The sequence below is a fragment of the Streptosporangium sp. NPDC049644 genome (assembly GCF_040675205.1).
Taxonomy (GTDB): Bacteria; Actinomycetota; Actinomycetes; order Streptosporangiales; family Streptosporangiaceae; genus Streptosporangium; species Streptosporangium fukuiense.
Genome location: NZ_JBFAOJ010000104.1, coordinates 12,829 through 30,849, shown reverse-complemented (window position 1 = coordinate 30,849; position 18,021 = coordinate 12,829). Strand labels below are relative to the sequence as shown.

Here is an 18,021-nt window from a genome sequence, read left to right as displayed (position 1 = left end):
GCCGCTCGGTCGAGCGGCGCCCCTGACGGCGTTCCGCCCCCGGCGCCCTGCCGCCCGCCCCGGGCACTAATGCCCCGACTGTATGTCCGTGGGATGGGAGCGCTCCCAAATGCCCTCATGCGAGGTATATCACCTTTTCAAGCTCTTAGTCCCCCGCAAACCAGTCAGATGTAACGGTTGAGTTTCGGCATATTGACGTCCCGGTTGCCCATCGTCCACTCTTCGTGGGAGCGCTCCCAAAGCACATTGAGGAACTACCGCACCGCGAGGCCGTGTTTGTCGGGGACCGGCCCCCGGTGTCACCTCCCAATGATTCGGGCGACCACCTGAGAGGGGTCCGGAAATGTTGAACGACAAGCGGCACGGCAAGCTCGCCGCCGTAGCGGTCATGGCGGCCACCGCCCTGGCCATCACCTCGTGCAGTTCCAGCGAGCCCGCCAAGCCCGCCGCGGGCGACGGCGGTGCCTCCGCCGCGGCCGAGCCGGTGACCATCACCGTGCACACCTTCGGCGGCGGCGAGAACTTCGGCTACGACAAGGCCGTGGAGACCTGGAACGCGGCACACCCGAACATCCAGGTCAAGTACCAGAACCTGACCGACCGGTTCGAGGACGTCTACCTCCCGCAGCTGCTCCAGCGTCTGCAGGCCGGCAGCGGCGCGGCCGACATCATCGCCCTGGACGAGGGCGCGATGGGCCTCATGAAGGCCCGCCCGCAGTTCTTCACCGACCTGGCCGAGTACGGGCTGGAGAGCCGCAAGGCCGACTTCCCCGCGGCCAAGTGGGACAACGGCATCAACGCCGACAACAAGCTCTTCGCTCTCGGCACCGACATCGGCGGCATGACCATGTGCTACCGCAAGGACCTGTTCGAGAAGGCGGGCCTGCCCACCGAGCGCGACGAGGTCGGCAAGCTCTGGCCGGACTGGAGCGCCTTCAAGGCGATCGGCGAGAAGTTCAAGGCCGCCAACCCCGGCAAGAGCGACCCCAAGTTCCTCGACGGCCCGAACACGCTCTACAACGTGATCCTGTCGCAGGAGGCGCCGAAGAACGGCAACATCGCCTACTTCGACAAGAGCAACCAGCTCGTCCTTGAGAGCAACCCCGCCATCAAGACCTCCTTCGACACGGTGAAGGACTTCAGCGAGGCGGGCCTGACCGCCAAGCTCGCCTCCTTCACCCCGCCGTGGAACGCCGCGATCAAGAAGGGCGGCTTCGCGACCATGGGCTGCCCGGCCTGGATGCTCGGTGTGGTCTCCGGTGCGGCCGGTGACGACAACAAGGGCAAGTGGGATGTCGCGTCCGTGCCCGGCGGTGCGGGCAACTGGGGCGGTTCCTACCTCGCGGTTCCCAAGCAGAGCAAGCACCCCAAGGAGGCCGCCGAGGTCCTGAACTACCTCACCGGCAAGGAGGGCCACGTCATGGCCTTCCAGGAGGCGGCGGCCTTCCCGAGCTCCATCCCGGCGCAGCAGGACCCGGCGGTCGCCGACCTGAAGAACCCGTTCTTCAACGACGCGCCGACCGGCCAGATCTTCGGCGCGTCGGTCAAGGACCTGCTTCCCGTCTTCCTCGGCGAGAAGCACGCCCAGGTCAAGACCGCGGTGGAGAAGGTCCTCGAGGGCATGGACCAGGGTTCGGTCCCCTACGACCAGGCCTGGACCAAGTTCGTCGAGGCCGGCGTCAAGGCAGCGGGCTGATCCCCGTACCGACCCGCACCGGCCCGGCGGCGGTGATCCCGCCGCCGGGCCGGTCGCCTGCCCCCGCTGAAAGGCTCCGTTGATGACACTGCACGTCGACTCCCCGGCCGCCCCTCCACAGCCCGGCCCCCGCCGGTCGGCGGGGGCGCGCGGACCGCAGCGAGGCGGTGGATGGGCCCGGTTCGACCTCCGGGCGACCCCCTACTTCCTCGTCTCCCCGTACTTCCTCCTCTTCGCGATCTTCGGCGTCTTCCCGCTCGGCTACACCCTCTGGGTCTCGCTGCACGACTGGGAGCTCGCCGGGGACAAGTCCTTCGTCGGCCTCGAGAACTACATCGAGCTGATCACCGACGAGGCCTTCTGGAACGCGGTGATCAACACTCTCGGCATGTTCGTCATGTCGACGATCCCGCAGCTCGTCCTCGCTCTCGTGCTGGCCAACGCGCTCAACAAGCGCATCCGGGGACGGCTCTTCTTCCGCCTCGGCGTGCTGCTGCCCCTGATCACCTCCGTCGTCGCCGTCGCCGTCGTCTTCACCCAGCTGTACGGGCGTGACTACGGCATGATCAACTGGTTCCTGGGCCTCTTCGGAACCGACGCGATCAACTGGCAGAACGAGAAGTGGTCCGCGTGGATCGCGATCTCCACCATGATCGACTGGCGCTGGACCGGCTACAACGCGATCATCCTGCTGGCCGCCATGCAGACCATCCCCAAGGATCTCTACGAGGCCGCCTCCATCGACGGCGCCACGGCCAGGCGGCAGTTCTGGCAGATCACCATCCCGATGCTGCGCCCGACGCTCATCTTCATCGTGTTCATCTCCACCATCGGCGGCCTGACGCTGTTCACCGAGCCCGTCATGTTCGACGGCAACCCGACGATGAGCGGCGGTGCCACCGGCCAGTACCAGACCGTGGCCATGTTCATCGTCAAGGAGGCGTTCCGCGACTTCGACTTCGGCTACGCCTCGGCCGCCGCGTGGATGCTGTTCGCACTGATCCTGGTCGGGACGCTCATCAACTACTCCTTCACCCGCCGTATCGGGGGTTCCAAGTGACGGCCATCCAGTCCAGGCGGCCCCCGGCGCATTCACGACGGTCTTCCGGCCAGTCGGCCGCGCGCAACCGCATCTGGGACGCCGGTCCGCTGACGAAGGTCGTCCTGGCCTTCGCGCTCGTGCTGTCGGCGTTCCCCATCTACTACATGTTCATCATGGCCACCCGGACCAACGAGGAGGCCATCGACGTACCGCCGCCGCTGCTCCCCGGCGGCCACCTCGGCGAGAACGTCTCGCGGCTCCTGGCCACCGAGGACGCCTACTTCATGACCGGCCTGGTGAACTCGGCCATCGTCTCGGTCACCGTGACCCTCTCCGTGGTGCTCATCTCCACCCTGGCCGGCTTCGCCTTCGCCAAGCTGCGCTTCCGGGGCGCCAAGATCCTGCTGGGCCTGATCCTGGTGACGATGATGGTCCCGCTCCAGCAGATGGGCGTCGTGCCGCTGTACGAGCTCATGGTCACGCTCGGCTGGACCGGCCAGCTGAAGGCGGTGATCCTGCCCTTCCTGGTCAACGGCTTCGGGGTCTTCATGATGACCCAGTACGCCACCCAGGCGGTGCCGGACGAACTGGTCGAGGCGGCCCGCGTCGACGGCGCCTCCACCATGCGTATCTACGCGAACGTCATCCTGCCGGCGCTACGACCGGGAATGGCCGTGCTGGCACTGCTGGTCTTCATGCAGACCTGGAACGAGTTCATGTGGCCGTTGATCGTGCTGAACCCGGACAACCCGGTAGTCCAGACGTCGATCGCGGCGCTCAACCAGGCCCACGGCACCGACTACGTGATGCTGTTCACCGGCACCGCGGCATCGGTCCTCCCCCTGTTCATCGTTTTCATCGCGTTCGGCCGTCAGATCGTCGGCGGACTCATGGAAGGTGCGGTTAAAGCGTGACCACGCAAGAGACGCAGATTCAGACCTCGGATCTGGTGTTCCCGACAGGTTTCGTCTGGGGCGCGGCCACCTCCGCCTACCAGATCGAAGGCGCCGTCTCGGAGGATGGCCGCGGCATCTCCATCTGGGACACCTTTGTCAAGCAGCCGGGCCGGGTGGTGAACGGCGAGCACGCCGACGTCGCCATCGACCACTACAACCGCTACCGGGACGACGTGCGGCTGATGGCCGAACTCGGTCTCGGCGCGTACCGGTTCTCCATCTCCTGGCCCCGGATCCAGCCCGAGGGGCACGGCCCCGTCAACCTCAGGGGCGTCGACTTCTACAGCCGCCTGGTCGACGAGCTCCTCTCCCGGGGCGTCGACCCGTGGGTGACGCTCTATCACTGGGACCTGCCCCAGCCCCTGGAAGACGCGGGCGGCTGGCCGTCACGGGAGACGTCGAAGCGCTTCGCCGACTACGCGGCGGCCGTGCACGACGCGCTGGGCGACCGGGTCCGCAACTGGAGCACCGTCAACGAACCCTGGTGCTCGGCGTTCCTCGGGTACGCCTCGGGTGAGCACGCCCCCGGGCGGCGCGAGCCCGACAAGGCGGTGTACGCCGCCCACCACCTGCTGCTCGCGCACGGCCTGGCCGCGCAGGCCATGCGGGCCCAGCGCCCGGAGACCGTCATCGGCGGCTGCGTCAACCTGTACGCGATCACGCCGCAGACCGCCTCCGAGGCCGACCAGGACGCCGCCCGCCGCATCGACGGGCTGCAGAACCGCTTCTTCCTGGACGCCCTGCTCAAGGGCGAGTACCCGGCCGACGTGCTGGAGGACCTCGGCCGACCGGCCGGGCTCGTCCAGGACGGGGACATGGAGATCATCTCGACGCCGCTGGACAAGCTGCTGATCAACTACTACAGCCGCTTCACCGTCTCCGGTACCCCCGGCGGCGCTGCGTCGGCCGCGGCGGCGCCCACCGACACCGGGTCCCCCTGGGTCGGCAGCGAACACGTCTCGTTCGTCGAGGGCGGACGTCCCGTGACGGCCATGGGCTGGGAGATCGACGACTCGGGGCTGCTGGAGATCCTGCAGCGGCTGGCCGCCGAGTACCCGCGTGTCCCACTGGTCATCTCGGAGAACGGCGCGGCCTTCGACGACATCGTCGGACCCGACGGCGTCGTCCACGACCGCGACCGGGTGGACTACATCGACGCCCACCTGCGCACCTGCCACGCCGCGATCGAGGCGGGGATCCCGCTGGAGGGCTACTTCGCCTGGTCCCTGATGGACAACTTCGAGTGGGCGTGGGGGTACGGAAAGCGGTTCGGACTGGTGCACGTCGACTATGAGACGCAAACTAGAGTTCCCAAAGAGAGCGCTCTCTGGTATGCCGGGACCATCAGGCGCGGAGGCCTGAACGGTCCGACAGAATAGAGGCCGGCGAATTCACCACGGGGGGCTGAAACACATGAACGGCGACCGTCGTCCGACGCTTGAGGCGGTCGCGGCCCTGGCCGGAGTCGGCCGAGGAACGGTGTCACGGGTCATCAACGGTTCACCGAAGGTGAGCGAGAAGGCCCGTGACGCCGTGCTGCAGGCGATCCAGGAACTGGGCTACGTGCCCAACCGGGCTGCGCGCGCGCTGGTCACCCGGCGTACGGACACCGTGGCGCTGGTCGTCTCGGAGTCCGAGCTGCGGGTCTTCGACGAGCCGTACTTCGCGGGAACCATCCGCGGCATCGGTTCCGCACTGTCCGAGACCGGGCTGCAGCTGATCCTCGCGATGGCCCAGTCGAAGCAGGAGCACGAGCGGCTGGAGCACTATCTGACCGGACAGCACGTCGACGGGGTGCTGCTGATCTCCCTGCACGGCGCCGACCCGCTGCCGGGAAGGCTGGAGGCGATGGGCGTGCCGACGGTCATCGGAGGCCGCCCTGTCGGCCTCACCCCCTACAGCTACGTCGACGTGGACAACCGGGCCGGAGCCAGACAGGCGGTCAAGTACCTGCTGGGCAGGGGCCGCCGCCGGATCGCCACCATCGCGGGAACGCAGGACATGGGCGTGGGCGTGGACCGGCTCGCGGGCTACCGTGACGCGCTGCTCGCGACCGGCCTGAGCGAGATCGTGGCGTACGGCGACTTCAGCGAGGAGAGCGGCATGGCCGAAATGCGCAAGCTGCTCGCCGAGAACCCCGACCTGGACGCCGTCTTCACCGCCTCGGACCCGATGGCGCTGGGCGCGATGCGGGTGCTGCGCGAGGAGGGCAAGAGCATCCCCGGCGACGTCGCGGTGATCGGCTTCGACGACTCGCCCGCCGGGGCGCACTCCTCCCCCGCCTTGACCAGCGTGCACCAGCCCACCGAGTCGATGGGCCGGCAGATGGCCCACCTCCTCGTCTCCCGCATCAACGGCGAGCACCTGGAGCAGCCGGTGGTGATACTCGACACCCACCTGGTCGAGCGGTCCTCCGCCTGAGGCGGTCCCCTTCGGCGAGCCGGGCGGGACGGATTCGGAGTCGGGCCTCGGCCGGTACCACGACGACGCGGGCGGGGCCGTGGGATTCCACCGCCCCGCCCGCGTCCCGGCGGCTCCGCGCCTCACCCTGACCCGGTCACGGCCCGGTGCCCGGGTCCCGGGCGGGTTCCCCGCGGCGGCCGTGACCGCCCGGCCCCCGCCCGGCCTTACCCGGCGTCGGCGGGACCGGCGGTACGGTACCGATCGACCTCCGACCAGGCGGACGACATGCCGGCCAGCGTCCGGTCGAAGACCTGCGAGTGCCGCAGGTACGCCTCCCGCTGGGGGCCCGGCAGCACGCACAGGTCGTCCTCGTCACTGACCGACCACGGCTGGAGATCGTGGCCGAGCGCGGCGGGCAGCAGCGACGCGACGCCGCGTGCCCCCAGCTCGCTGGTGAGCTGACGGCGGACCGGCCGCCCCAGCACATCGGCGAAGATCTGCGCCCAGACCTCGGATCGGGCGCCGCCACCGGCCAGCCGCCACGGCCGGTCCCCGATGTCGGCTCCGCTGGCCAGGACCCGGTCGAGCTGGACCCGGTGGTACTGGGCGACCCCCTCGATGACCGCGCGGGTGAGATGCCCTCGGCGGTGCACGCCGGAGATGCCGAGGAACGTCCCCGACGCCGCGGGGTGTTCGGGGGCTCCGTTGACGAAGGGCAGGAACAGCAGGCCCTCCGCGCCCGGCGGCACCATGGTCGCCTCCCTGAGGAGGTCCACCGCGAGCAGGCCGCCGACCTGGTCGTGCGGCGCCGACGCGCACGCCAGCCATTCGAGGTTGGCGGCCGAGGTCGGCGCGACCTCCATGGCCAGCATCGTGGCCGGGTCGGGCATCAGCGCGCTCAAGGTGACCTCGGGTGCCGGGGTGCGGGCGGGCACCACGGCCCCGTTGATGGCCCATGTCCCGACGATGATCGTCACGTCCCCGAGGCCGCGTCCCCCGGCGCCGAGCGTCGCCGCCACGCAGTCCATGCAACCGGCGATCACCGGCAGTCCCTCGGGGAGTCCGGTGCGCGCCGCGGCCGCCGCGCTCAGCCCGGCGATCACGTCACTGGACTGGCGCAGCGGGGGGAACCGGTCGAGGTCGCTCGCCGGCAGCCCCACCAGCTCCAGCGCCGTCGAGGTGTAGGCGCGGGTGTCGAGGGCCACCATGCCGAAGGCGCTGGCGTCGCTGTAGTCGGCGCTCGGCACGCCGGTGAGCTGCGCGGTGACCCAGTCCTTGCAGGACAGTGCCCACCGGGTGGCCCGGTAGCTCTCCGGCTCGACGTCGTGCAGCCAGCGCAGCAGCACGGCGGGCTGCGCGGCCCACGGGATGGAGCCGGTCTCCCTGGCCAGCCGTTTGGCCTCTCGCTCCGGGATCGCGTCCACGATCCGCTGGGCCCGGCTGTCCGACGACGCGATGGCCGGCCCGACCGGCCTCAGCGCGGCGTCGACCGGATACAGTCCGTTACCGTGGGCCGCCACTCCGATGCCCGCCGGGATGTATCCGTCGGCGGCCAGCTTCCCGGTGAGCTCGCCGAGCAGCGAGATGACCGTGTCGGCCAGCCCGAGCATGTCGACGTCGTGGCGGTGCGCGGTCACGCTGGTGCGGGGGGTGCGGGCGTGCACGACGCCGAGTTCCCGCCCCTCGGTGTCGAAGGCCGCGACCTTCGAGGCCGTCAGGCCGATGTCGACGCCGATGTAGCACGTGCCCGGGGCTGTCACGAGGTCCTCCTGTCGCTGCTTCCCGTCCTGACCGGCGTGTCCAGGACCCTGGGCCTGAAGCGCCGCAGTTCGGCCTCGTAGCCGGCGACCTCGGCACGGGCCCGCCCCTCATCCCAGCCGAGGTGGCGTACCGCGATGTCGGCGCAGGCCGCGGCCGCCTTCAGGCCCATGTCGGGACCGAGTCCAATCAGGGTACGTCGTAGCAGGATGTCCCCCAGCGTCACGGCGCCCTCCTCGCGCACCGCCAGGACCACCTCGGCGGCGAGCGCGCCGGTCTCCTCGTCGACGACCTCGGCGAGTGTGTCGTCCGTCTCGGCGAGTTCGAGCACCCTGCGGGCCCGCACGCCGTAGACGTCGAGCAGCCGGCGCGACTGCGCCGGGGTGAGCGGCGAGGAGCGCATGAAGTCCGCGCTGAAGGTCGGCCAGTCGGCGGTGTCGGCTCCGGGGAAGGCCCGGGAGCGGGTGAGGCAGCGCCGGCGCGTGCGGCCGAGCACGCGCAGCACCGCGTCGGTGACGTCCTCGGCGAGGGCGCGGTGGGTGGTCAGCTTGCCGCCGATGACCGTGAACAGCCCCGGGTGGGCCGGGGCGTGGCTGTGCACCGTGTGCCCACGGCTGATCTTGGCGTTGTCGGAGACCCCGGCGGTGTACGGCAGGGGCCGGACGCCGGCCACGCTGTAGAGCACGTCGCCGGGGGTGAGGCCGGCGCTCGGGAAGATCCGGTTGGTCTCGGCGAGCAGGTAGTCGATCTCCTCGTCGCTGGTGACGACCTCGTCGAGATCGTCCTCGTAGGTCAGGTCCGTGCTGCCCAGCATGTAGCGGCCCTCCCAGGGGAGGACGAAGATCGGCCGATGGTCGGCGGCCGCCTCGAAGAAGATGCAGGTGTCGGGTGCGCCGGGGAAGGCGTCGACGATGATGTGGCTGCCCTTGGTGCCGCCGTTGAGGCGCCGGCTGGCCACCTGCCCGTCGAGGATCCTGTCGATCCACGGGCCGGCCGCGTTCACCGTGATCGCGGCCCGGATCTCGGTTCGCGCGCCGGAGGCGTTGTCCTCGGCCCGTATCCCGACGACCCGGTCGTTCTCCACGACCAGCCCGGTGACCGTGGTGTGGGTGAGCACCCGCGCGCCGAGCCGCCGGGCGTCGAGGAGCAACTCGACGCAGAGCCGCTCGGCCCACGGCACCTGCGCGTCGCGGAACAGCGAGGCCCCGCGCAGGCCACGCCTCGACAGCGCGGGCCACCTGCGGGCCACCGTGCGGAGGGACACGCTGCGGCTGCGGCCTTTCCCGCGCCCCGCCGACAGGACGTCGAACGCGGCCAGACCGAGCCGGATCAGCGGGCCGGGCCTGCTGTCACCCGCGTAGGAGGGGATCAGCATGGGGTAGTCGCGAACGAGGTGCGGGGCGTTGCGGAACAGCAGGTGCCGCTCACGGATCGACTCCCGCACGAGGTTGAAGTCGTAGCGTTCGAGGTACTTCAGCCCGCCGTGAATCAGCCGGCTGGACGTGCTTGACGTTCCCGAGCCCACGTCGGCGCGGTCGACGACGACGACACGCAGGCCACGGGTGGCGGCGTCACGGGCTATGGCGAGCCCGTTGATACCGGCTCCGATGACGGCGAGGTCTACGACGTCGTCAGATCCGGCTGGTTGTTGCGACATGGGAGCTCCCGGGAGATGACGGGACCGGGCCCCGGCGGTCTCACGCCGGGGCCCGAGCCCCAGAGAGGGTCAGGACGCGGTGCTGGCGGCCGAGTGGTCCTTGAAGAGCTGGTAGGCCTCTTCGGGCTTCACCTCGTCGTGCACGACGGCGCGGATCGCCGCGAGCATGCCGGCCGGGTTCTCGCTCTGGAAGATGTTGCGGCCCATGTCGACACCGGCGGCGCCCTCCTGGATCGACCGGTAGGCCATCGTCAGGGCGTCGAGCTCGGGCAGCTTCTTGCCACCCGCGACGATGATCGGCACCGGGCAGCTCGCGGTGACGGTCTCGAAGCCCTCCTCGACGTAGTACGTCTTGACGATGTGCGCGCCCATCTCCGCGCTGATCCGGGTGGCCAGCCGGAAGTAGCGGGCGTCACGGACCATGTCCTTGCCGACGGCGGTGACGCCGAGCACGGCGACACCGTGCCGCTGGCCGGCGTCCACCAGCGCGGCGAGGTTGGCGATCGACCGCGACTCGTTCTCGCTGCCGACGAAGACCTGGATGGCCACGGCCGCGGCGTTGAGCCGTACCGCGTCCTCCATGTCCAGGGCGATGTGCTCGTCGGAGAGGTCGCGCAGCACGCTCGGGCCGCCGCTGGCGCGCAGCACGATGCCGGCGTCGGTGGCCGGCGGGATGCTGGTGCGCAGCACGCCCCGGGTCAGCATGATCGCGTCGGCGTCGGGCACCAGCGGGGCGATGTTGACGTCGATGCGCTCAAGGCCGGCCATCGGGCCGAGGAAGTAGCCGTGGTCGAACGCGAGCATCACGGTCCGGCCGGTGTCGGCCTTGAAGATGCGCGCGAGCCGGTTCTGCAGGCCCCAGTCCTGGGCCTGTGCGCCCTTGACGTGGAAGCCGCCGGTCACGGAGGCGGCGCCGCCGAAGTCGCGGGCGTCGAGCAGACCGTCGGTGTCAGCCATGGGTGTTCTCTCCAGTGGTTGTGGTGGTGACGGCCGCGGGCCGCGGCCGTCGTCGGAAACGGGATGGTGCGCCGGCGACACGGTCACCGCCACCGGCGAGGAAGAGGACCAGCAGCACCAGACCGCCCTTGAGGATGTTCTGCGCCGCGCTGCTCCAGCCGACGAGGTTGACCAGGCCGTCCAGCAGGATGAAGAAGAGTGCGGCGCCCCAGACGCCGACGGGCACGGCCCGTCCGCCCGAGATGAGCGTTCCGCCGATCACGACGACGGCCACCGAGTCGAGCAGGTAGCGCGTGCCGAGGTCCGCGGAGGGTGCGATGTAGGCGGCCAGCAGGGCTCCGGTCAGGCCGGCCAGGGCACCGCTGGCCAGGTAGGTCACCGCGATGATCCGCGCGACGGGGATTCCGGCGCGCTCGGCCGCCCGGCGGTTCTGTCCCACCGCGATCAGCGAACGGCCGTAGGTCGTGCCGCGCAGCAGCGCGATGACCAGGGCGGTCACCACCACGATGGCCACGGCGAGGACGGGGACGCCCGCCGGTCGCAGGTTGAGCAGGCTCCGCAGCCCCGGGTCGGGCACCGCGCTGAAACCGTTCGCCAGCGACAGCGTGCCCGAGGAGGCGATGAGCCCGGCGGCCAGCGTGGCGATGATCGGCGGAACGGACAGACCGAGGATCGCCACCGTGCTGATCGCCGCGATGACGAGACCCGCGCCGACGCCCGCCAGGACGCCCACCGTCGCCGAGCCGGTGGAGAAGGCCGCCAACACCGAGACGAATCCGGCGAGGGAGATGATCGGCGCCACGGAGACGTCGATGTTGCCGGGGCCGGCGGTGACGACGAGCATCTGCCCGAGTCCCACGATGACCAGGTAGGGCGCCAGGGACAGAGCCAGGGAGACCGTCTGGCCGCCCCCCTGCCCGGAGATGGCCAAGATCATCAGCCAGACGAGCGCCGCGGCGGCGAACCCCCAGATCCACGGACGCGCGACGAGCGCGCGGATGTTCATCGCAGCACCTTTCCGACCAGGACACGTCCGGCGAGCACGGCCAGGACGATCACGCCTTGAACCGCCGACTGCATGTTGGTCGGCACATCGAGCAGGCTGAGGACCACGCTGACCAGGCCGAGGGTCACGCCGCCGATCACCACTCCCCACGGCACGGCGCTGCCGCCGTAGAAGGAGCCGCCGCCGAGGATCACCGCCGCCACCGTCATGAGGGTGTAACTGGAGGCCGACGACACGTCGCCGCCCCCGGTCTGGGACGCCAGCACGAGACCGGACAGCACGCCGAGCGCGCCCGCGGCGGTGTAGGCGATGGCCCGCGACGCCAGCGGGCGCAGGCCCGCCCGCTCCAGGGCCACCGGGTTGCTGCCCAGGGCGCGCATCCGGACCCCGAGGGTGCTGCGCGCGCTGAGCAGGTAGGCCAGCGCGGCGACGAGGAGGATCGGCAGCAGCGGCGCCGGGAACCCGGCGGGCTGCCACATGCCGAAGGCCGCCAGCCACTCCGGGGTCGTTCCGCCGGGTGTCGGCAGGACGAACATGCCCAGCCCCAGCCAGACGAACGACGCGCCGAGGGTGGCGATCAGCGACGGCACCTTGCGCAGGTGGATGAGAATGCCGAGCACGGCGTAGGAGGCGACGAGCCCGAGCAGGATCAAGCCCCCGACGAGCGGGTCGGTCACCAGCTTGGTCGCCGTGATCACAGTGATCAGGCCGACGAAGTTGCCGATGCCGAGGTCGATGTCACCGACCGCCATCAGCGTCATCTGGGCCTGGGCCGCGATGACCAGCGGCACGGTCGCCGAGAGGACCAGCGACAGCCCGGACACGCTCAGCACGTCCGGCTGCAGCGACGCGCAGACGGCGATCATCGCGATCATGGCGACGGCGCTGACCACGGCCGGGGCCGTCCGGCGCATCCGCGCCCGGCTCGGCAGCAGGGCCGGCACGAGGGTCTCACTCATGGTTCTGCGCTCCATCGGACTCGGCGAACGAGACGGCGATGATCCGTTCCTCGGAGATCTCCGCCCCGGTCAGTTCCGCGACCACCCGGCCGGCCCGGAAGACGTAGACCCGGTCGCAGTGGGCCATCTCGGCGTTCTCGCTCGAATACCAGACAACGCTCCGGCCCTGGGCCGCCTCCTGGCGGATGAGGCCGTAGAGATCGGTCTTGGTGTGCACGTCGACCCCCCGGAAGGGGTCGTCGAGCAGGACGAGGTCGGCCGCCGAGGCGAAGGCCCGCGCGACGATCACCTTCTGCTGGTTGCCGCCGCTGAGGTCGGTCATCGCCGCGTCCGGGCCGCCCCGGATCGCGAGGCGCTCGACCCAGTCGCGCACGACCGCGCGCTCCTCGGCGGGGCGGCGCAGGCCACGGCGCGCGATACCGCGCATCGCGCTCACCACGAGGTTCTCCGCCACGCTCCACAGCGGCAGGACCCCCGAGCGCTGCCGGTCACCCGGCACGTAGGCCCGGGTGCCGCGTACCTTCGTGTCGCGCCGCACCGGGCGCCACAGGCGTTCGAGCACCTCCTGCTGGCCCTGACCGGCCAGCCCGGCCAGGCCCACCACCTCGCCCACGCCGACCCGCAGGGAGACGTCGCGCAGTCCGGGAGCGGTGGTGCCGCGCATTTCGGCCAGCACCGGCCGGTCCCCGGCGGCGCCCTCGGCCGTGACCCGCTCGTTTTCGGTCTTGATGGCGACCTCGGCCCCCATCAGGGTCAGTACGTCGTGCTCGCCGAGTCCGCTCGCGGGCCGTTCGGCGATGACCGCCCCGTCGCGCAACACTGCGACGCGGTCGGCCACCGAGAGGATCTCCCGGATGCGGTGCGAGATGAGCAGCACGGCGACACCGTCCGCGGTGAGGGTTCGGACGTAGTCGTACAGCGAGCGCGCGGCGTCCGGGCCGAGGGACTCGGTGGGCTCGTCGAGGATCAGCAGGTCGAGCCGGTCGACCAGGCTGGCCCGGACGATCTCGACCATCTGGCGCTGGGCCAGTGACAGGTCCTCGACCCGGTCGCCCGGTGTCACTCCGTGGCCGGGGAACATCTCGTCGAGCCTGCGCCGGGCGCCGTTACCGGCCGCCCGCCGCCAGCCCATCCGGGGAAGGCAGTGCCGTGAGGAGACCCAGATGTTCTCCGCGATCGTGAGATCGGGGCAGAGCGACGTCTCCTGGTAGGCCATCCGCACGCCGCGGAAGTCCCCGGCCCGTGGCCCGGCCTCGCCCGAGGAGGCGTCGCGCCCGCACACCGTGACCGTGCCCTCGTCGCAGGCCTCCAGCCCGGCGAGGACCCGCATCAGCGTGCTCTTGCCGGCTCCGTTGTGGCCGACGAGGCCGAGCACCTCGCCGGCCCGGACCTCAAGGTCGACACCGGTGAGGGCCCGGGTGCGCCCGTACGTCTTGGTCACGCCTCTCGCGATCACGACGGGCTGCTGCCCGGACGGTCTCCCGCCTTCCTTCCGCGAGGCCGCGTGCGGCTTCGCGGCGAAGTTGTCGACGTGCATGAGGCAGCCTCCCCTGTGCCTTCCCCGCCTATCCGGCGGCCGTCGGGATCGGCGGCTGCACCGGCGCTCCGCCGGTCTGCACGGCCTTGACCTGCTCGCGGAAGAGCTCGCGCGTCCAGGGCCAGGCGGCGTACTCGTCGGGCTTGAGGATGCTCGCCCAGGTGTCACGGTCCTTCTGCTCGACCAGGACGATCGGGAAGGTCATCTGCTTGGGGATGTCCCGCTTCTCCAGCAGGTCGAGTGCCTGCCACAGCGCGGCGACCGACTGGCCCGGGTCGGACATGACCGCCACCGAACCGTTGTCGATCTTGTTGTCCTTCCAGTAGTTCAGCGCGCGGCCGTTGGTCTCGAACGTCACCGCGGGAACCGGCTTGCCCGCCGTGGTGAAGGCCTGGGCGACGCCGTAGCCGTCGCCGCAGCCGACGACGCCATCGACCTTCGGCACGCTCGACAGCACACCGAGCACGGCCTTCTGCGCGGTGGCGCCGTCACACATCCCGTTCACCGTCGCGACGGTCTTCACGCCGGGGTACTCGCCGAGGATCTTCTTGGTGGTCTCCAGCATCTCGGCCTCGGGCTGCGAGCCGACGACACCCCGGCTGACGATGACGTTGCCCTTGCCCCCGATGCCCTCGAGCAGCGGCTTGGCCGCGTAGGTGGCCCAGTCGACGAAGCTGTTCTGCAGCACGTAGGCGCACTCGGAATCGATGGCGGAGTCGAAGACCACGACGGTGACGCCCGCGGAGCACGCCTGCTGGATGACCGGCTTGAGCGCGGTGGGCGAGGCCGGGTCGATGAGCAGGGCGTCCGGCTTCTGCAGCAGGAGGCTCTTGATCTGGGCGACCTGCTCGGTCGCGGAGTTCTCTCCCGGCGCGTTGACGACCTTGTACTTGCTGATCAGGCCGCCGGCCTGGGCCTTGCCCGCCGCCTCCTCGAACTTGGCGATCATCGTCTGGCGCCAGCCGTTGCCGATGAAGCCGTTGCTCAGGGCGATGAAGGGCTTCTCGCCGGCGGTCTGCGCGGCGGTGTCGGAGGTTCCGGAGGTGCCGGAGTCGTCGGCGCCGCAACCGGCCGCCAGGACCGCGAGGGCGGTCAGTGACGCCGCCGAGGCCGCACGCCAGTGCCGGGATGTGGGACGGATACGCATCATGGTCTCCAGAGAAGGCAGGTCCGCCGAGGCGGTGCGAGTCGAGGCCGTGAACTCATCGCTCAATAGGGGGCGTAGCGGCGTAGTCATTACAGACCTGTAGTGACAGGTACGCTAAATCCACGTTACGTGGATGTCAAGGGCCTCTTTCGTTCCTGCTCAGTAGGTAGATAGGTGGGAATCTGCGCGGCGTCACCGGATTCCTGTCACGACAGGATCATCGTCCTGTCATAACAGGTCTGCCCATATGAAATGCTTTCCTGGACGCCCCCCGAGGAGGTTTCCGTGACGATGACGTATCCGCGCCTCGACCGCGACGGGACGGAGCCGCTGTGGATGCAGCTGATGCGCGCACTGCGGGCGACCATCGAGAGCGGCGAGTTCGCCGCGGACCGGCCGCTGCCGTCGGAGGCCGAGCTCACCGACATGTTCGGGGTCTCCCGAACCGTCGTCAGGGAGGCCCTGCGCGAGCTCGTGCAGCAGGGCCTGATCTATAAGATCAAGGGACGGGGCGCCTTCGTCTCACCGCGCAAGACCGAACTGAACTTCATCGGGTCGATGTCCGGCTCCGCCGACGACCTGCGGGAGTCCGGCCGCCGCGTGACGACCCGGACCATCCGCCAGTCGCTCGGCGAGGCCGACGAGCGGGAGGCCGCCCTGCTGCGGATCCCGCCCGGGGAACAGGTCGTCAGGCTGCGCAGGCTCCGGCGCGTCGACGGGCAGCCCTGGCTGCTCGTCGACACCGCCCTGCCCGCCCGTCTGGTGCCCGGCCTGGAGCGCGCCGTGCTGGAGAACCAGTCACTGTACGACCTGCTGCGGCGGCGCTACGGGATCGAGCCCGCCGCCGCCGACCGGTGGATCGAGGCCGCCTTCCCCAACCGCGAGGACGCCGCGCTACTAGAGGTCTCCATCTCGACGCCGCTGCTCGGTATCGAGTCGGTCGCCTGGATGCCCGACGGCACACGGTTCGAGGCCTACTACGCGCTGCACCGCAGCGACCAGACACGGTTCTACGTCGGCATTCGCTGACCGGAGGAGATCCCGGCCGGCGCGCCGAGACGGAACATCTCCAGCTCGACGCCGTAGAAGCGGCCGGTCCGGCCGACCGTGGTCATGCCGAGCCTGCGGCAGACGGCCATGGAGGCGTCGTTCCCCGGCATGACGAGGGCGTGCACCTCCTTGATCCCGGAGGCGAAGCCGCGTTCCACGGCACCCCTGGCGGCCTCGGTCGCGTAGCCCTTCCCCCACGAGTCGGGGTGGAGGTGCCAGCCCACCTCGATCTCACCGTCCCCGCCGACGATCGGCTGGAACAGCACGGTTCCGACCGCGACCCCGCTCCGCCGGACCTCGACGGCCCAGACCCCGAACCCGTGGTCCCGCCGGTTCAGGGCGTGCCAGCGATCCACCGTCGCCGTCGCCTCGAAGTCACGGGGCGGCAGCCAGCGGGTGACCTCGTCACGGGTGTAGATGTCGGTGATCCGGTCGAGGTCGGCCCGGCCGTGGGTCCACTCGCGAACGACGAGGCGTTCGGTCTGATAAATGGTCATATGCCAACTTTGGCCCAGCCGGACCGGCCGCGTGCCCACGAGGAAAAGACCACGCCCGCTGTTCTCTTCTGCGGCATCCCGTGCCAGAATTTCATGGGGTGATGAATTATGGCTCGGAACACATGTGTGATCGCCGGGGGCGGTCCCGCCGGGGCGATGCTCGCGCTACTGCTGGCCAGGGCCGGCGTCGAGGTGACGCTCCTGGAGAAGCACGGCGACTTCCTGCGCGACTTCAGGGGCGACACCATCCATCCGTCCACCCTGCAGATCCTCGACGAGCTCGGCCTGGCCGAGGAATTCCACCGCCTCCCCCACCGCAAGGCGTACGGGCTGGAGATCCAGACCGACGACACCACGGTGCCGATCGCTGACCTGTCAGGACTTAAAGGCAAGTATCAGTACATCGCTTTCGTGCCGCAGTGGGAGTTCCTCGACCTGCTGACCGGTGCCGCCGCCAGGTATCCGAACTTCCACCTCCTCATGGAGTCCGAGGTGCACGGAGTGATCCGCGAAGGCGACACGGTGCGCGGGGTGCGCTACCGGGACGCCTCCGGCGAGCACGAGCTGCGCGCGACGCTCACCGTGGCCGCCGACGGTCGCCGCTCCGACGTGCGTGAGGCCGCCGGGCTGGTCCCCGTGGAGCACGGTGCCCCGATGGACGTGGTCTGGTTCCGGCTGCCGCGCGAGCCCACCGACTCCGAGGCGACGTTCCTGCGAATGTCGGCGGGTCACCTGATGGTGTCGATCAACCGCGAGACCTACTGGCAGCTCGCCTACGTGATCCCCAAGAACGGCTTCGAGGCACTGCGCTCGGCGGGGATCGCGACGCTGCGCGAGCAGGTCGCCAGGCTCCTGCCCTTCCTGGCGGACCGGGTCGGACTGCTGTCCGGCTTCGAGGACGTCAGCGTGCTGTCGGTCGCGCTCAACCGGCTGCGCCGCTGGCACCGGCCGGGACTGCTGGTCATCGGCGACGCCGCGCACGCCATGTCGCCGGTCTTCGGCGTCGGCATCAACCTGGCCGTGCAGGACGCGGTCGCCGCCGCGAACCTGCTGGCCGGACCGCTCGCCGCCGGGGCCGAGATCCCAGAGTCGCTGCTCGCGAGGGTCCAGCGGCGGCGCACCCCGCCCACCGTGATCACTCAGTTCGCCCAGCGTGTCGTCCAGAACAGGCTGATCCGGCCGGCACTGACCGAGCGCACCCGCCCGGTGCGGCTACCGCGCGACGTCTCCCGTCTTCCCGTGCTGGGCCCGCTGGCCAGACGCTTCATCGGCCTGGGCGTCCTGCCCGAGCACGTCGCCGATCCCGCCGGGTCTCACCAGGCATAAAGACCTTCTCACCATGTGGACAATCGGGTC

General features: G+C 70.2%; 15 protein-coding genes. 7 read left to right on the top strand and 8 right to left on the bottom strand.

What is annotated here, in order from left to right:
- The first annotated feature begins 343 nt into the window (after positions 1-343).
- The 5 genes from AB0J58_RS37120 (at position 344) to AB0J58_RS37100 (ending at position 6,115) form a co-directional block, all read left to right on the top strand.
- Complete coding sequence (locus tag AB0J58_RS37120) at positions 344-1,696, top strand: extracellular solute-binding protein (RefSeq protein WP_364224663.1); 1,353 nt, start codon at positions 344-346, stop codon at positions 1,694-1,696.
- An 82-nt stretch (positions 1,697-1,778) separates the two neighbouring features.
- The gene (locus AB0J58_RS37115) at positions 1,779-2,756 is read left to right on the top strand and encodes a sugar ABC transporter permease (protein ID WP_343966067.1); all 978 of its coding nucleotides are present in this window, start codon (positions 1,779-1,781) and stop codon (positions 2,754-2,756) included.
- Between the two features lie 71 nt (positions 2,757-2,827).
- The gene (locus tag AB0J58_RS37110; protein ID WP_364224665.1) at positions 2,828-3,652 is read left to right on the top strand and encodes a carbohydrate ABC transporter permease; all 825 of its coding nucleotides are present in this window, start codon (positions 2,828-2,830) and stop codon (positions 3,650-3,652) included.
- The gene (locus AB0J58_RS37105) at positions 3,649-5,073 is read left to right on the top strand and encodes a GH1 family beta-glucosidase (RefSeq protein ID WP_343966063.1); all 1,425 of its coding nucleotides are present in this window, start codon (positions 3,649-3,651) and stop codon (positions 5,071-5,073) included. The genes AB0J58_RS37110 and AB0J58_RS37105 overlap by 4 nt, the downstream gene beginning before the upstream one ends.
- 34 nt (positions 5,074-5,107) lie before the next feature.
- Positions 5,108-6,115 (top strand): LacI family DNA-binding transcriptional regulator, encoded by a 1,008-nt coding sequence (locus AB0J58_RS37100; protein WP_030908950.1) that lies wholly within the window; start codon positions 5,108-5,110, stop codon positions 6,113-6,115.
- A 206-nt stretch (positions 6,116-6,321) separates the two neighbouring features.
- Here the strand turns inward: AB0J58_RS37100 and AB0J58_RS37095 are convergent, their stop codons facing one another.
- The 7 genes from AB0J58_RS37095 to AB0J58_RS37065 all read right to left on the bottom strand — a co-directional run bounded on the left by AB0J58_RS37095 (position 6,322) and on the right by AB0J58_RS37065 (position 15,121).
- The gene (locus tag AB0J58_RS37095) at positions 6,322-7,857 is read right to left on the bottom strand and encodes an FGGY family carbohydrate kinase (protein WP_364224661.1); all 1,536 of its coding nucleotides are present in this window, start codon (positions 7,855-7,857) and stop codon (positions 6,322-6,324) included.
- Complete coding sequence (locus AB0J58_RS37090) at positions 7,854-9,512, bottom strand: glycerol-3-phosphate dehydrogenase/oxidase (protein WP_364224659.1); 1,659 nt, start codon at positions 9,510-9,512, stop codon at positions 7,854-7,856. Before AB0J58_RS37090 ends, AB0J58_RS37095 begins: the two co-directional genes overlap by 4 nt.
- A 69-nt stretch (positions 9,513-9,581) precedes the next feature.
- A complete protein-coding gene (gene lsrF, locus AB0J58_RS37085) occupies positions 9,582-10,469 on the bottom strand; it encodes a 3-hydroxy-5-phosphonooxypentane-2,4-dione thiolase (RefSeq protein ID WP_364224657.1) in 888 nt (295 codons plus the stop codon).
- Complete coding sequence (locus AB0J58_RS37080; protein WP_364224655.1) at positions 10,462-11,475, bottom strand: ABC transporter permease; 1,014 nt, start codon at positions 11,473-11,475, stop codon at positions 10,462-10,464. Before AB0J58_RS37080 ends, lsrF begins: the two co-directional genes overlap by 8 nt.
- The gene (locus AB0J58_RS37075) at positions 11,472-12,434 is read right to left on the bottom strand and encodes an ABC transporter permease (RefSeq protein ID WP_364224653.1); all 963 of its coding nucleotides are present in this window, start codon (positions 12,432-12,434) and stop codon (positions 11,472-11,474) included. Before AB0J58_RS37075 ends, AB0J58_RS37080 begins: the two co-directional genes overlap by 4 nt.
- On the bottom strand, positions 12,427-13,971 hold the full coding sequence (locus tag AB0J58_RS37070; RefSeq protein ID WP_364224651.1) for a sugar ABC transporter ATP-binding protein: 1,545 nt from the start codon (positions 13,969-13,971) through the stop codon (positions 12,427-12,429). The genes AB0J58_RS37075 and AB0J58_RS37070 overlap by 8 nt, the downstream gene beginning before the upstream one ends.
- Before the next feature lie 28 nt (positions 13,972-13,999).
- Entirely contained in the window at positions 14,000-15,121 is a 1,122-nt protein-coding gene (locus tag AB0J58_RS37065) for an ABC transporter substrate-binding protein (protein WP_364224649.1), read from the bottom strand.
- A 288-nt stretch (positions 15,122-15,409) separates the two neighbouring features.
- On the opposite strand from AB0J58_RS37065, the gene AB0J58_RS37060 reads away from it, so the two are divergent.
- Positions 15,410-16,147, top strand: a complete 738-nt coding sequence (locus AB0J58_RS37060) for a GntR family transcriptional regulator (protein ID WP_343966114.1) — start codon at positions 15,410-15,412, stop codon at positions 16,145-16,147.
- Here AB0J58_RS37060 and AB0J58_RS37055 read toward each other — a convergent pair.
- Positions 16,129-16,665: a GNAT family N-acetyltransferase gene (locus AB0J58_RS37055; RefSeq protein ID WP_364224647.1), complete on the bottom strand. Its 537-nt coding sequence runs from the start codon at positions 16,663-16,665 to the stop codon at positions 16,129-16,131. The genes AB0J58_RS37060 and AB0J58_RS37055 overlap by 19 nt on opposite strands.
- A 108-nt stretch (positions 16,666-16,773) precedes the next feature.
- Between AB0J58_RS37055 and AB0J58_RS37050 the strand changes: the two genes are divergently transcribed.
- A complete protein-coding gene (locus AB0J58_RS37050; RefSeq protein ID WP_364224645.1) occupies positions 16,774-17,991 on the top strand; it encodes an FAD-dependent oxidoreductase in 1,218 nt (405 codons plus the stop codon).
- Positions 17,992-18,021 lie beyond the last annotated feature (30 nt).